This is a genomic window from Staphylococcus carnosus, from assembly GCF_900458435.1.
Classification (GTDB): domain Bacteria; phylum Bacillota; class Bacilli; order Staphylococcales; family Staphylococcaceae; genus Staphylococcus; species Staphylococcus carnosus.
Window position 1 is genome coordinate 691,743 of the sequence record NZ_UHCT01000001.1, and the last position, 14,326, is coordinate 706,068.

11 protein-coding genes are annotated in these 14,326 nt (G+C 33.0%); 6 read left to right on the forward strand and 5 right to left on the reverse strand.

The window, feature by feature from the left end:
* Window positions 1-7: 7 nt before the first annotated feature.
* Window positions 8-1,729: a CDP-glycerol glycerophosphotransferase family protein gene (locus DYE31_RS03005; RefSeq protein ID WP_015901110.1), complete on the reverse strand. Its 1,722-nt coding sequence runs from the start codon at window positions 1,727-1,729 to the stop codon at window positions 8-10.
* Between the two features lie 401 nt (window positions 1,730-2,130).
* On the opposite strand from DYE31_RS03005, the gene DYE31_RS03010 reads away from it, so the two are divergent.
* Complete coding sequence (locus DYE31_RS03010) at window positions 2,131-3,732, forward strand: L-lactate permease (RefSeq protein WP_015901109.1); 1,602 nt, start codon at window positions 2,131-2,133, stop codon at window positions 3,730-3,732.
* A 100-nt stretch (window positions 3,733-3,832) separates the two neighbouring features.
* Here DYE31_RS03010 and DYE31_RS03015 read toward each other — a convergent pair whose 3' ends face one another.
* On the reverse strand, window positions 3,833-5,005 hold the full coding sequence (locus DYE31_RS03015) for a glycosyltransferase (RefSeq protein ID WP_015901108.1): 1,173 nt from the start codon (window positions 5,003-5,005) through the stop codon (window positions 3,833-3,835).
* A 323-nt stretch (window positions 5,006-5,328) separates the two neighbouring features.
* On the opposite strand from DYE31_RS03015, the gene mqo reads away from it, so the two are divergent.
* Window positions 5,329-6,810, forward strand: a complete 1,482-nt coding sequence (gene mqo, locus DYE31_RS03020) for a malate dehydrogenase (quinone) (protein ID WP_115314359.1) — start codon at window positions 5,329-5,331, stop codon at window positions 6,808-6,810.
* A gap of 49 nt (window positions 6,811-6,859) precedes the next feature.
* Here the strand turns inward: mqo and DYE31_RS03025 are convergent, their stop codons facing one another.
* Both DYE31_RS03025 and DYE31_RS03030 read right to left on the reverse strand, forming a co-directional pair.
* Window positions 6,860-8,239, reverse strand: a complete 1,380-nt coding sequence (locus tag DYE31_RS03025) for a sensor histidine kinase (RefSeq protein WP_015901106.1) — start codon at window positions 8,237-8,239, stop codon at window positions 6,860-6,862.
* Window positions 8,232-8,906 (reverse strand): response regulator transcription factor, encoded by a 675-nt coding sequence (locus DYE31_RS03030; protein WP_015901105.1) that lies wholly within the window; start codon window positions 8,904-8,906, stop codon window positions 8,232-8,234. The genes DYE31_RS03025 and DYE31_RS03030 overlap by 8 nt, the downstream gene beginning before the upstream one ends.
* A 164-nt stretch (window positions 8,907-9,070) precedes the next feature.
* On the opposite strand from DYE31_RS03030, the gene DYE31_RS03035 reads away from it, so the two are divergent.
* On the forward strand, window positions 9,071-10,129 hold the full coding sequence (locus DYE31_RS03035; RefSeq protein ID WP_015901104.1) for an ABC transporter permease: 1,059 nt from the start codon (window positions 9,071-9,073) through the stop codon (window positions 10,127-10,129).
* Window positions 10,129-10,818 carry an ABC transporter ATP-binding protein gene (locus DYE31_RS03040; protein WP_015901103.1) on the forward strand — a complete coding sequence of 230 codons (690 nt, stop codon included), beginning with the start codon at window positions 10,129-10,131 and terminating at the stop codon, window positions 10,816-10,818. The genes DYE31_RS03035 and DYE31_RS03040 overlap by 1 nt, the downstream gene beginning before the upstream one ends.
* Before the next feature lie 76 nt (window positions 10,819-10,894).
* Here the strand turns inward: DYE31_RS03040 and DYE31_RS03045 are convergent, their stop codons facing one another.
* Window positions 10,895-11,644 carry a YdcF family protein gene (locus DYE31_RS03045; protein WP_231839062.1) on the reverse strand — a complete coding sequence of 250 codons (750 nt, stop codon included), beginning with the start codon at window positions 11,642-11,644 and terminating at the stop codon, window positions 10,895-10,897.
* 400 nt (window positions 11,645-12,044) lie between these two features.
* Between DYE31_RS03045 and DYE31_RS03050 the strand changes: the two genes are divergently transcribed.
* Together DYE31_RS03050 and DYE31_RS03055 are read left to right on the forward strand one after the other, a co-directional pair.
* Window positions 12,045-12,506, forward strand: a complete 462-nt coding sequence (locus tag DYE31_RS03050; protein ID WP_015901101.1) for a MarR family winged helix-turn-helix transcriptional regulator — start codon at window positions 12,045-12,047, stop codon at window positions 12,504-12,506.
* Between the two features lie 331 nt (window positions 12,507-12,837).
* Complete coding sequence (locus DYE31_RS03055) at window positions 12,838-14,196, forward strand: TcaA NTF2-like domain-containing protein (protein WP_015901100.1); 1,359 nt, start codon at window positions 12,838-12,840, stop codon at window positions 14,194-14,196.
* The last annotated feature ends 130 nt before the right edge of the window (window positions 14,197-14,326 follow it).

The window sequence follows — 14,326 nt, forward strand, 5'->3', positions numbered from 1 at the left end:
GATTGATTTACTTTTTACGTTTTCGTGCGGAATTAGGTAGGTTTTGAACAATTAAGCTGGAAATCGTCTCGAAAGAATGATTATTTCGGTTGAGGTATGGATTTCCAATAGGTTTAATACGCTGTTCAATCAAGTCATTGATTAACTGATCTGCATCTTTGTAGCGCACTCGGTTAAAGGTTTTCAATACCTCAGGATATAAACCGCGTTCTTTTTCATACTCAGCTATATTCGGTGTATATAGCGCTGTCGGCAAGTTGATAGTTAACGAATCAAAAACAATTGATGAATAATCGCTTAAAACAACATCTGAAGCCAAAATTAAATCTTGTGTTTCAATATGTGCTGAAGGTATGATGACTTCTTTCGGTAAATACTCAGCCATGTTTTTCAATTCTTCAATATGGCCTTTATAAATGAAATTATAATGTGCTAATAATTTTGGGGTGATAGGTAAGAGATTTTCTTTATGACTATCTGTCTGCCAAGTAGGTGCATATAACAATGTCGGTTTATTCAAATCTAACTGCAGTTCCTTTTTAATGAAACGTACGTAAGGTCTATCGTCTTTTTTATCAATTAAATAACGTACGCGAGGATATCCGCATGCAATCATTTCACTATTTTGCATAGGATAAGCTGACTCGAATAAATCAGCAGCTCTCATACTATCGCAAATTAAATAATTTTGCTGTATCCACTTATTATATTTTCGGGCACGATAATTATATATTTCTTTATTTTGGAACGGCTCTTTACTATCTAAGAATAGTTTTTTTATAGGCGTACCATGCCACAATTGAATAATAGTTCCATTAAGCTTTAAATGATCAGGGATATAACTTTCAGCTACTACAACACTTGCATTTTCAATTAAGTTTTCAGCTTCGGGATCATCAGGCTGTATAAAATGCGGTCCAGTTGCTTCTGATGTAATAAAGTAAACAGGATATCGAGAATGGTGTTTAGCAAAGTAATTAAATAAATATCGAGAGTTGCCTCTGAATCCGTAATCAAAACCTAAAAAGACAACAGCACCATTTAAGTTTGTGGAAATTGGTTCATCTATATTACTGTGTTTTTGATGCTTTTCATAGCTTCTATCAAGCACTGAACTTGTAATGAAATGCGGTACTTTGAAGCGTGTGTTCCATAACATTTTGTCAATAAAACGCGGGTTTTCCGGCATAGCACATTGATTCATTTTAAATGGCTTTTTATGATGATGAAGATAAGCTAATTTATTTAAATTAAAATGCGTTAATTCTGTAAAACTTCGGTCTTGTAAAGTTGTATAGAAAGAAGCAGAAGTGCGACAGCTTTCTTTAAAATCAAAAACAACATGGCCATCAACCTTAACTTTATGAAATAGTAAGATTGCTGCCATTAAGTCAAAAGCAGTCTCGCAACTTTCAGATTTAAGTTGTCGGATACTTTGTTGGATACTGAATATCATATTCGGATAGTGATTGATATTATTCATCCATTCATCAAAAGTAAGTGAAGTGTTTCCGAAATAACGGCAGTCATTTTGATAATATTGGTCTAGTGTATAGTCAATAATTACAGATTCTTTTATATCATTTTGCGTTATAGCATCCATTTGATCAGGATAAATATCTATGTTCAAGTCAGTGGGAATAAAATGCGTATAGCCATCTTTTTTTGCCTTCTTTAAAGCAAATAGCATTTCATCTCCTTGTTTATATTCTAATTTTATTATTTTCATTGTAAAACCTCTTTGATATTCATATGAATAAAATACAATCATTTTTAATGCATTGTTATCATAATTTATTAATCTCTATTTTATCACTTCAATTAAAAAGAAGGAAAGAGAACCTTCAAGTTAAAAGAGAAAGTTTTCGAAAATCCAAGTTATATAAAACTGTATCAATAAAAGCTGATTTGATGACTGATACAGTAAAGTGAGACATAGCTTAAATGTAAGCGTATACATTGATATTAAAGGGTTTTTATTAAAAAAACAGATTGAAAAAACCATAAAAAAAGATTGAACAGAGACTATAATCATGGTATATTATATGTGAATTAATTCACATATACAAATGAAGTAAATTATATACAAACTAGCAACAAAATAAAAAATAGAAAGAAGCGGGGAGAACAATGTTAGTATCATCTTTTGATCCATTCAATAATCTTGTATTATCAAGTCTTGTAGCAAGTATTCCGATTATTTTATTCTTGTTATGTTTAACAATCTTTAAAATGAAGGGGATTTACGCTGCGATTACTACTTTAGTTGTTACGTTGATTGTAGCAACATTAATCTTTAAATTACCAGGAGGTTCAGCTACTGGAGCTGTAATAGAAGGTTTTTACCAAGGTTGGCTGCCTATTGGTTATATCGTAATTATGGCTGTATGGTTATATAAATTATCAACTAAAACAGGACAATTCGGTATGATTCAAGACAGTATTGCCAGTATTTCACAAGACCAACGTATTCAATTGTTATTAATCGGTTTTTCTTTTAATGCGTTTTTAGAAGGTGCAGCAGGATTTGGTGTACCAATCGCAATTTGTTCATTACTTTTAATTTATTTAGGTTTTAAACCTTTACAAGCTGCAATGTTGTGTTTAGTAGCAAATGCAGCGGCTGGGGCATTTGGTGCCATTGGTTTGCCGGTAGCAGTTATTGACACTTTGAACTTGCATGGCGGTATTTCTGCAATTGAAGTTTCACGTTACTCAACTTTTACATTAGCGTTTATTAACTTCTTTATTCCTTTCTTATTAGTGTTTATCCTTGATGGATTTAAAGGTATTAAAGAAACTTTGCCAGCAATTTTAGTTGTATCTATTACTTACACTGTACTTCAAGGTATTCTTACATTGGCACAAGGACCGGAATTAGCAGATATTATCCCGCCGCTTGCTTCAATGGGAGCCCTTGCTTTATTCAGCAGAAAGTTTCAGCCGAAAAATATTTTCCGTATTCAAAAAGATGCAAAACCGCCTAAAATCAGAAAGCTATCTGTTAAAGAAGTATTATATGCATGGAGTCCGTTTTATATTTTAACCATCTTTGTAATGATTTGGAGTATGCCGTTCTTTAAAAAACTATTCTTACCAGGAGGTGCATTAAGTTTCTTAACTGCAGCTATTCCATTACCTGGTACAATGAGCGAAGCAACTCATAAATCGATCGTATTGAACTTTAACATTATTGGTCAAACAGGAACAGCTATTTTATTAACAATTATTATTACGTTGTTATTATCTAAAAATACAACACTTAAAGATGCAGGACTTTTACTTGGAGAAACTTTTAAAGAGTTATGGATTTCTATCTTTACTATTTGTTTCATTTTGGCAGTATCAAAGTTAACAACTTATGGGGGATTAAGTGCAGCAATGGGACAAGGTATTTCTAAAACTGGAGGTATTTTCCCACTATTATCACCAATCTTAGGTTGGATCGGTGTGTTTATGACAGGTTCTGTTGTAAACAACAACTCATTATTTGCGCCAATTCAAGCTTCCGTTTCAAGTCAAATCGGAGTGAGCGGCGGATTGCTTGTAGCAGCAAATACTGCTGGGGGAGTTGCAGCTAAAATTATTTCACCTCAATCAATCGCAATTGCAACAGCAGCTGTTAAAGAAGTAGGTAAAGAATCTGAACTCTTAAAAATGTCATTAAGATTCAGTGTTGGTATTTTAGTCTTTATCTGTATCTGGACATTTATATTATCTTTAATATTCTAACTTTAAAAAATACCGTTGTATGCTTGTTGATATGCATATAACGGTATTTCCATGAATATGTATTATTAAAAATTAAAGTAATGGGAATCCCAAGTCAATTTCAGTTGATTTGGGATTCTTGTTGACTATTGGCTGCTTTCATAAAATCTTGGTAAACACGGTCTGGAGAATATTGCGCTACAGTTTCAAAGCCACGTTCTATAATTTTTCCTTGTTCGGAAGGTGGTGCAGAAATCACGTTTGAAATATCATCTGCTAAGTCTTCGAAGTTTTGATAATCTGCAAGATAGCCATTATATCCAGAGCGGATTAAAGTTTCAGGACCAGCGTTACCTTTAAAGCTGACAACAATATCACCTTGATTCATCGCTTCTAAAATAATCAGACCAAAGCCTTCATTTCTAGAAGGGACTACAGTAATGGTACTCTCTGCTAATCGAAGCGGTAAATGCATTGTAGAAGGGTGAATAGAAACAATATCATTTAATTGATGTTGTTGAATATAATCTTCTAAATCATTTCGTTGTTGACCATCGCCATAAATCTTGAGTGAATAATTCATTTCACGCAAACTCTCTTGAATTAATTCAACACTTTGCAGCAACAAGTCAAACCCTTTTTCATATTCTAAGCGGCCGGCTGCAATAATTTGCGGCTTCTTGGGTATTTCTATGCGTGATTCACTTATCATATTGGGAACTGTATAAACGGGTACATGCGTTGCTTTTTCATAAGCTTTGCGGTCTGCATCTGTCAAAGTAGTAATGCAGTTTAAATCTTTGTAAGCTTCTATGATCTCTTTTTGATAAGAAGTTGGGTGTGCATGTAAGTTCATATGTTCCATTCCAATTGTCATGACAGAAGAAGGTGCATGATCAGCGATTAAAACATTATAGCTGGCACGTGTGCCTACTAATATATCTGTATCTACTTCTGATATTGCACGGACAATTTTCTTTTCTACATAACTAGAAAATTGATTTAACCCAGGTTCATAACTTGATAAGATAGTAGGTTTGAAAAATGGTGTCCATTTACGTAATCGATTGATGGTGATATTTAAAACATTTTTAAGTCTTAGATTATAGTCTATGAGTGACGTAACCTTAATATTATTATGAAGTTTAAAATAAGGAGACTTGCTGCCCTTGAATACAGAAATAATTTCTACATCATGTCCTTTATCTGCCAATACATTTGCTAATTGGGTTACTGCTTTAACTGTCCCGCCCATAGCAAATATGTTGTGCATTAAGAATGTAATTGACTTCATATTTATGTCAGCTCCTCCTGTAATTTCATTCAATTATAGCATATTACCTGTGTTTTAATGCAATGTACAGTGCATTAAAGCAACATTCTATATTTATTTGCCGATTAAGTATCCTTACCCCTTTTGTCTTGAGATGAATACGTATATAATAAAGGAATAGAACAAATTATTCTTCATTACATCAAAGTGGTTGTAACCTAACAACTAAAGACGTTCTTAGGTGTGTTAGTTTTTATAATAGAAAGCGCTTTCTCAAGAGAGGGTTGAGAAGCATACTTAAGTGTATGTCATCTTTAATTATTAAAAAGGGGGCTGTATTTGTTATGAGTGCACAACATAGCAAAACAGATGTCATCTTAATTGGTGGCGGAATCATGAGTGCGACATTAGGTACTTTATTAAAAAAAGTTGCACCGGAAAAAGAAATTAAAGTTTTTGAAAAATTGAAAGAACCAGCAGAAGAAAGTTCAAATGCTTGGAATAACGCAGGTACCGGGCATTCTGCATTATGTGAGATGAATTATACAAAAGAAATGCCAGATGGCTCTCTTGATATCTCCAAAGCATTGAAAGTCAATGAACAATTCCAAGTATCTAAACAATTTTGGGCTTACTTAGTTAAACATGGTAACTTAACACAACCAGAAGAATTCATTCACAGTGTACCGCATATGAGTTTTGTAATCGGCGTACGCAACGTTGATTTCTTAAGACGTCGTGTCAAAGCATTAACTGAAAATGCGCTTTTCAAAGAAATGACGATGACTGAAGATAAAGATAAAATTGCTGAGTGGTTGCCATTGATGATGGAAGATCGCACAAGTCCAATTCCTGTTGCAGTGAGTCGTGATAAATCAGGTACAGATGTGAACTTTGGCGCTTTAACTCGTAAATTATTCAACTATTTAGAAGAAAATAATGTTCAAGTTGAATATGAACATCAAGTGCTAGATATTAAACAACAAAAAGACGGTACTTGGAAAGCTAAAGTCAAAGATTTACTTACAAACGATGTCACAATTTATGAATCTGATTTTGTATTTATCGGTGCAGGCGGCGCAAGTTTACCACTTCTCCAAAAAACAAATATCAAAGAATCTAAACACATCGGCGGATTCCCAGTCAGCGGTATTTTCTTAGTATGTCAAGATCCAGAAATCGTAGAACAACATGATGCTAAAGTATACGGTAAAGCTAAAGTAGGTGCACCGCCAATGTCTGTACCTCACTTAGATACACGTTATATCGATGGTAAAAAATCATTATTATTCGGTCCATTTGCTGGCTTCTCACCAAAATTCTTGAAAACAGGTACTAATATGGATTTAATCAAATCTGTAAAACCGAATAACCTGTTAACAATGTTATCAGCAGGTGTAAAAGAAATGCCGTTAACACAGTACTTAATTTCACAATTAATGTTGTCTGATGAAGAGCGTATTGAAGAATTAAGAGAATTTATTCCTAATGCTAAAAAAGAAGACTGGAGCCCTGTAGTTGCAGGCCAACGTGTACAAGTGATTAAAGATACAGATAAAGGTAAAGGTACATTACAATTCGGTACAGAAGTAATTGTAAACGAAGACGGTACTTTATCAGCATTGCTCGGTGCATCTCCAGGTGCCTCAACAGCAGTGGATGTAATGTTGGATATTTTACAACGTTGTTTCAAAGATGAATTCCCGCAATGGGAAAGTAAAATTAAAGAGATGATTCCGTCATTCGGACAATCTTTAGCTGAAAATGCAGAACTTTATAAAGAAGTAAAAGCAGAAGAAGATAAATATTTAAAATTGCAATCATAAAAAGAAAAGCAGATGCAACGATTGAAAAATCGTTTGCATCTGCTTTTTTCTATAATTTTTTTGAAAGAGTAATAATGAACGTACTACCTTCACCAAGTGTACTTTCAACCTCGACTTGACCACCATGAAGTTGGATAATCATTTGAGCAATTGCTAAGCCTAGACCATTGCTGGTTGCAGAATGTGTGCCTTTATAAAAACGTTCAAATAAATGTGCTTTTGTTTCTTCAGACATTCCTGGACCATCATCAGAAATACGACATACAATAACTTCAGAATTTTGTTTTGAAGGGGCTATATCTATATCAACACTTCCATCTTGCTCAGCATACTTAATAGCATTTGAAATAATATTTTGGAAAGCTTGATACAACAATCTATAGTTACCTTGAATAACTACATCTTCAATATCTGTCATGACGATTAAGTCTTTCGCATCAATCGTATATTGTTCATGACGAATAATTAAACGAATGATTTCAGTAAGTTGCACCTCATCTTTAAATTCAAGGTGTTCGTTATTATCTAACTCAGCTAATAATAACAAAGCGTGGGTAAGGTTACTTAATCGGTTTGTAGTCGCATAAATTTCAGAGATATAAAATGTGCGATCCTTCTCGTTATCAGCTGTACTTAAGCGATTTAATAATTGATGAATATGCGTTAAAGGTGTCTTGATTTCATGCGAAACATTTTGCACAAAATGCTGACGCATGTCATCTAGTTGTTTAAGGGATAAGCGCATTTGGTCAAAGCGATATTGTAAAGTACCGAATTCATCTTTACGTGTAATAGCAATCGGTGTGTTAAAGTCACCCTCCATCAAACGATTAGTAGCGCGTTTTAATTGAGAGATTGGTTTGATTAAGGCGTAAGTTGAACTGATAATTAAAATCATTGAAATCATCAGTAATAAGATAATTAAAATAGCTAAGAAGACACGGAACTCACTGAAAGACTTACCGATATCAGGGCGAATGAAAACAGCAATTTTACCTTGTGGTGTATTAAAACTTGTACCTACAGTATTGGCAGTTTCATTATCGAAAAAGCCTGTCACGAATAATTGATAAGGATGATTGCGAATACCATGATAATCGTGATGATTGAGGACTTGTTGTACTGCTTTTTTAGAAAGATTGTCACGACGGAATTTATCACCGTAAAAATGACGGTGTCCTTCTTGATTGACGGTTAGAACTTGAAAATTTAATTCACTGATATGCTTAAAGTAAGCTTTCATGTTTTTAGTATCAGATGTTTCTTGATAATTTTTGGCTTCTTGAAGTGTCGTCATGATTTTATGATCATTAGATGGCTTCAAGTATATATGATAATAAATGTTGGATAGAATAAAGCTCGCAACCGCACTGAATAACATGATGACAACCGTATAAATCGCAATTCTTGAATAGAGTGTTTTAAACATGGACTTCCGCCTTATAACCTAAACCGCGTACTGTTTCAATGCTGATATTACTCCCGATTTTATTCAATCGATTACGTAAACGTCTAATATGTACATCGACTGTACGATCGTCACCATCATAATCAAATCCCCAAACACGTTCGATACATTCTTCCCGACTGAATATTTGTTTGGGATGACTGACTAAAAGGAATAGAAGATGGAATTCTTTGTTCGGTAAGGTCATTGTTTTATTAGCTGTTGAAATTTCTAAATAAGATTGATTTAATTTTAAATTCCCGATTTCCAGTTCGTTTTCTGCATTTATTTGATATCGGCGTAAAACGGCCTTAATACGAAAAATCAATTCTTGAACTTCAAACGGTTTTGTAACGTAGTCATCAGTGCCTGTTAAATATGCTTCTTCCTTATCACTTAAAGCATCACGCGCTGTTAACATGATAACGGGTAATGTATAGTTATCTTTGATTTCTTGGCACAATTCGAAACCATCCATACCATTCATCATGATATCTATTATTGCTATATCAACATGTTGCTTATCTAAATATTTCAATGCATCTTCTGCATTTGAGTACGTGACTGTCTTAAAGCCTTCTTTTTCTAAGTAAGATGATACATAATGCAGAATTTGGTAATCGTCATCCACAATTAAACATGTTGTCATTATATCCTTCTCCTACAATATGGTTTAGATTTATTATACATATTCTTTCAACATCACAACAACAGCTCTGCTATTTTTAACATTATTTTTTCGTAGTTGTTCATATTCAGTTCATATAGTAGTTCTACAATATAAATATCATAAAAAAAGAAGGAGAAATGACGATGAAATTAGCATGGAAAGAAATGACATTCTACAAATTCAAGTTCATCTTAATCATGTTGATAATCTTGTTGCTTTCTAGCATGGTACTTTTTATTAGCGGACTTGCTCAAGGACTTGGCCGTGAAAATATTTCTATGTTGAATAACATGAATGCTGAAAAATTTGTCGTACAAGATATTAAACAACCAGTGATTGAGAAATCTAATATTAAACCAGACCAACAAAGCAAAGTTGAAAATGTAATTAACGAAAAACCTTTTAAATTAGGACAGCAAACAATGGTTTCAGATAAAACAAATGATTTGGACATTTTGCTGATTAATCCTGTGAAAGATTTTAAACCTGCCTTGACTGAAGGACATTATCCAAAAGCTGATAATGAAATTGCAATCAATAAAAAATTAACAGGTGAAGGATTAAAAGTAGGGGATAAAATCAAAATGAAAGGGCATGATGATTCTTTTAAAATTGTCGGTGTAATGAATGACACAATGTATGCGCATAGTTCAGCAGTCATGACAACGAATCAAGAATTCGATCAATTAATGCCTCACTCTGCTTCATTCTATCCTGTAAAACATATGACTAAAGCAGAACAAAGCAAATTAAATGATATTTCAGGTGTAAAGGTAGTCAATGAAAAAACTTTAACTGACAATATCCCAAGTTATAATGCAGAACAAGCGCCGTTGAATATGATGATTATCAGTTTATTCTTTATAACAGCTATTGTACTCAGCGCATTTTTCTATGTAATGACAATCCAAAAAATCTCAGAAATCGGAATTTTGAAAGCGATTGGTATTCGTACGCGTCATCTCTTATGGTCATTGGTTTTCCAAATCTTATTAGTTACAATGATCAGCGTTATTATTTCTGTATTGCTGATCAGCGTATTATCAACTTTCATGCCAGTCACAATGCCTTTCCATATCACGATTACGAATATGCTGCTTGTGATTAGTGTGTTTATTGTTGTCGCTATTGTGGGTGCTTCATTATCATTTATTAAATTAGTCAAAGTGAATCCGATACAAGCAATAGGAGGGGAAGCTTAATGACATTAGAAGTAAAAAACATCACAAAATCATTTGGTACGGGTGAAGCCAAAACGGAAGTGTTGAAAGATGTTAATTTTGACGTGAAGCAAGGTGAATTTATCATCTTAAGCGGAGCTTCAGGTTCAGGTAAATCTACGCTTTTAACTATATTAGGCGGTTTGCAAGATCAAGATTCAGGTGAGATTTTATATAATGGCAAACCGTTATTTACGAAAGAAAAATCTAAAGCAGAAATGCGTTTGACTGAAATTGGATTTATTTTCCAAGCTTCTCATTTAGTACCTTACCTTACAGTGTTAGAACAATTAACAATTGTGGGTAGAGAAGCAGGTATGAGCAAGGGAGAAACGGACAAACGTGCACGTAAATTATTAGAACAAATTGGTTTGAAACATCGTCTGAAAGCTTATCCTCATATGTTGTCTGGCGGTGAAAAACAACGTGTAGCTATTATGCGTGCGTTTATGAATGACCCGAAAATTATATTAGCAGATGAACCAACAGCAAGTTTAGATGCACATCGAGCTGTAGAAGTAACACAAATGATACGAGACCGTATTACGAATGAAAATATGGTAGGTATTATGATTACTCATGATCAAAGATTATTTAAGTATGCAGATCGTGTTATTGATTTGTTTGATGGTAAAATTTTAAATAAAGAAGATAAAAGCGAAATTGTATAAGCAGCTACCTTTAGTTAAATAGATAAGCGTCCTATAAGCAGTCACATAAAAGTGAAATGCTTATAGGACGCTTGTTTTATTGGCCGAATAATTTTAACAGAAATGGATTAGCTTCTAACATACTTGCTATAAATAATAGTCCGAAGTAAATAGTGAGTAAAAGCTTATAGCAATACATTAAGGCTAAAAAATCACGAATTAAAGCCGTATCAAAAAAGGCGTAAGGTGTACGGCTGCTAATTCCAGATGCTTTGATTTTTAAGATTTGCGCAAAGCGGAGTGCACGTAAAATATGAAATTGACTAGTGACAATAGTCATATTTTCAGGACGAAAAGCAAGTCTATCATGTAATATTTGTTTCGTATTCGCCAAATTTTCATAGGTGCTATGAGATTCATCTTCCATAAGAATATGATTTTCTGGTATATGTTCTTCGATAAGATAAGCTTTCATAGCTTCTGCTTCAGATACATGTTCTCCCTCGCCTTTGCCGCCGCTAACGATGATATAAACTGGTTGTTCTTGAGCAAAATACAAAGCTACAGCACGATCTAAACGCCAAGCCAACATTTGTGTGACTTTTTCACGATAGAGCCCAGCACCTAAAACAATGATTAAATTAGTTGGTTTAGTAAATTCAATCATACTATATGTAGAAGACCAGCTTAAGTAATGAATGAGCGCAAACAATGTACTTACAGCTATCCAGCACAACCATAAAAATAGACCGTTTAAAAATAGAACAGGAAGCCAGCTGAGCAAGTAAAAACCATAAGCCAATATGAATACAGCAGCAGATATGCACAACAAACGTAATAAAAACATTCGTGCACTTTTCCACTCGAAAATAGACCGATGTTTAAATAAAAGCAGCAAACTGCCTACTAAGGAAATGCTTACTAAATCGTATGGAAAAGTATCTGTTATTAAATGTATAAAAATTATTCCAAAACCAGTGATTAAACTGAGAAAAAACGATATAATATTTAACCCATGCTGCCTATTAAAAAATAAGTAAAAATAACAGCACAGGAGTAATAAACTAAGTAACATAGAAAGAATCAACTTTACTAACCTCGATTCGATTAATTCGTGTACTTAATTCTACCCTATTTTTTCTTAAGATTCTTTTAATATGGTATGCTTAGATATACAGAAGAAGCACAGCATAGTTTAAAACCTAGCGACACTTCGAATTTATTAAAATAAATGAAGGAGAAAATTCATGCAGAATATTGAACAACATATTGACTTTATGGGCCATTTCTTAGAAGATATTAATTCTATGGTTGCCAAACTACTAGAAGATTTGCGCCATGAATATAATGTCTCTATGGAACAATCTCGAGCAGTTTTATTATTAGATAACAATAAATCACTTACTTTATCTGAAATTACAGAAAAACAAGGCGTAAATAAAGCTGCAATCAGTCGTCGTGTGAAAAAGCTGATTAATTTAGATCTCATCCAATGGGAAAAACAAAATGCAAGTGTAGATCAACGTTTGAAATATGTGAAGTTAACGCCGAAAGGGCGAGAATATATTGAACGTTCAAAAAAAATAATCAGTGAAGTGGCTGTTTATTTAGTGCAAGATTTAAGTGAAAAACAAATTGAAGATACAGCTGACAATTTAAGTATTATAGATAAACGTATTAAAGAGTACGTTAAAAAGAACCAATTATAATTTAAAGGTATAGATTACCGGTGCATATTTGAGGGATGCATCGGTTTTTTTAATATAGTATTTACATATTTCTAAGGCTAAATAGGTATATTATTTTAACGCTAGGTACATTATAATAGTATTCGAGTGCAAAAATGTGTACAGAAATAATTTTACTTTTAAGTAAAATACCTGTAAAATTTGTGCGGGTTAAATGTAAAAAATACAATTTTAATGTTAAGGATTGTTTACATAGTAGTTTAAAGGAATAACTAACATAATTGAAAAATATACAAGGTATTTCCCTGGAAATAAATCTACATGAGAATCGGAATAATTGAGGTGAATAATTATGGCGCAATCTCAAGATAGCAATCGTGATGATTCAAATAAAGCGAATAGTAAAAAGAAAAAAACAAATAAAACAACAAATGAGAATATCAACCAAAGTATACGTAAGATGGTACCATGGGGTATTGGTACATTCATTATCATACTGCTGATTATCCTTTTTTTCTTGTTGAAAAATTTCAACTCACCGGAAGCACAAGCTAAAATATTTGTGAACGCTGTAAAAAATAATGATACACAGCGTATCTCTAATATTTTAAGTACACGCGATAATAAAGTGGGCGGAGACGAAGCAGAAACGTATATAAAATACATCAAAAATGAAATTGGGTTGAAGAAATTCGATAAAGAATTAAATGATACGGTTCATGACATTGATAAGAAAAATAAAGATGCTGGTTACATCAAAACACCGGATGGTAATAATATTTTGAGAGTCACAATGAATGGACGCCGTTATATTTTCTTTGATAATATTGGTTTTTCTACAGAAACTAAAAAGGCAATCATTAAGAAAAAAGCAAAAACGACTTATGTCTTTAGAACAGATGACAAAAAGAGAAAAGTCATTGCAGAACCGAACGAAACAACAATGTTAGGTTATTTTATTCCTGGTGATTATAAAATACCAGCTACGAAAGAAACTGATAATGGTAAGTTTGTAGGCTATTTGACGTTTTCATTTAAAGGTAGCAATAGTGAAACTGTTGATGTACATGAAAACTTCCCAGAAGCTAATTTAAATATCAAACTAGATGGTGCCGATCAATTAGATAGTAAGCATACTAAAGTTAAAATCAACGGTAAGCAATTCAGCTATGACAATACCAAATTATATGGACCTTATCCTGTAACAGATGAAATAGAAGTGTCTGCAGAAGGAAAAGTAAAAGGTAAAACGTTTAAATCAGATACTTTAAAACTATATCCAAACGAATTAAAAGAGAATACACCTGTTCGATTAAAGTTTGAAAAAGATAAGATTGATAAATATGTAAAAGAAAAAGAGAAAGAAGAAAACAGTTTGAAGAATAAAGTGAACAAATTTTTCAATAAATACACTTCTGCATTGAATACAGCTGCTGGTGCAAATAACTTTTCAAGCATTTCTAATTTTTTAAAACCTGATACAGACAATTACAAGACTATGAAACAATCTTTTCAAAATGGGCAAGGGGCACAATCTATGATGCAAAGTCCACAAGTAACGGACGTGTCTCAAGATGGTTCTGATATCTATGCAAAAGTAGCAAATATTAATAGCCAAGGATTTTGGGTTACATCTAAATATAAATTAGAAGATACTTCAAAAAAAGATGGCGATGATTCTGATTTGAAAATTATCAGCAATCAAGAATAGAATAAAGCGACTTTTAAGTTGAATGCAGATAAAGATTGATCAATGTGATGTTAAGGACGAAACTATGAAATCTTTTTTAGATTTTTGTTTCGTTCTTTTTTATTTTGCATTCGTGCATTTACCCTTTATT

Excerpts from the sequence above, each read along its gene's own strand:
- DYE31_RS03005 (WP_015901110.1), bottom strand. The coding sequence starts at position 1,729 with ATGAAAATAATAAAATTAGAATATAAACAAGGAGATGAAATGCTATTT.
- DYE31_RS03010 (WP_015901109.1), top strand. The coding sequence starts at position 2,131 with ATGTTAGTATCATCTTTTGATCCATTCAATAATCTTGTATTATCAAGT.
- DYE31_RS03015 (WP_015901108.1), bottom strand. The coding sequence starts at position 5,005 with ATGAAGTCAATTACATTCTTAATGCACAACATATTTGCTATGGGCGGG.
- mqo (WP_115314359.1), top strand. The coding sequence starts at position 5,329 with ATGAGTGCACAACATAGCAAAACAGATGTCATCTTAATTGGTGGCGGA.
- DYE31_RS03025 (WP_015901106.1), bottom strand. The coding sequence starts at position 8,239 with ATGTTTAAAACACTCTATTCAAGAATTGCGATTTATACGGTTGTCATC.
- DYE31_RS03030 (WP_015901105.1), bottom strand. The coding sequence starts at position 8,906 with ATGACAACATGTTTAATTGTGGATGACGATTACCAAATTCTGCATTAT.
- DYE31_RS03035 (WP_015901104.1), top strand. The coding sequence starts at position 9,071 with ATGAAATTAGCATGGAAAGAAATGACATTCTACAAATTCAAGTTCATC.
- DYE31_RS03040 (WP_015901103.1), top strand. The coding sequence starts at position 10,129 with ATGACATTAGAAGTAAAAAACATCACAAAATCATTTGGTACGGGTGAA.
- DYE31_RS03045 (WP_231839062.1), bottom strand. The coding sequence starts at position 11,644 with ATGTTTTTATTACGTTTGTTGTGCATATCTGCTGCTGTATTCATATTG.
- DYE31_RS03050 (WP_015901101.1), top strand. The coding sequence starts at position 12,045 with ATGCAGAATATTGAACAACATATTGACTTTATGGGCCATTTCTTAGAA.
- DYE31_RS03055 (WP_015901100.1), top strand. The coding sequence starts at position 12,838 with ATGGCGCAATCTCAAGATAGCAATCGTGATGATTCAAATAAAGCGAAT.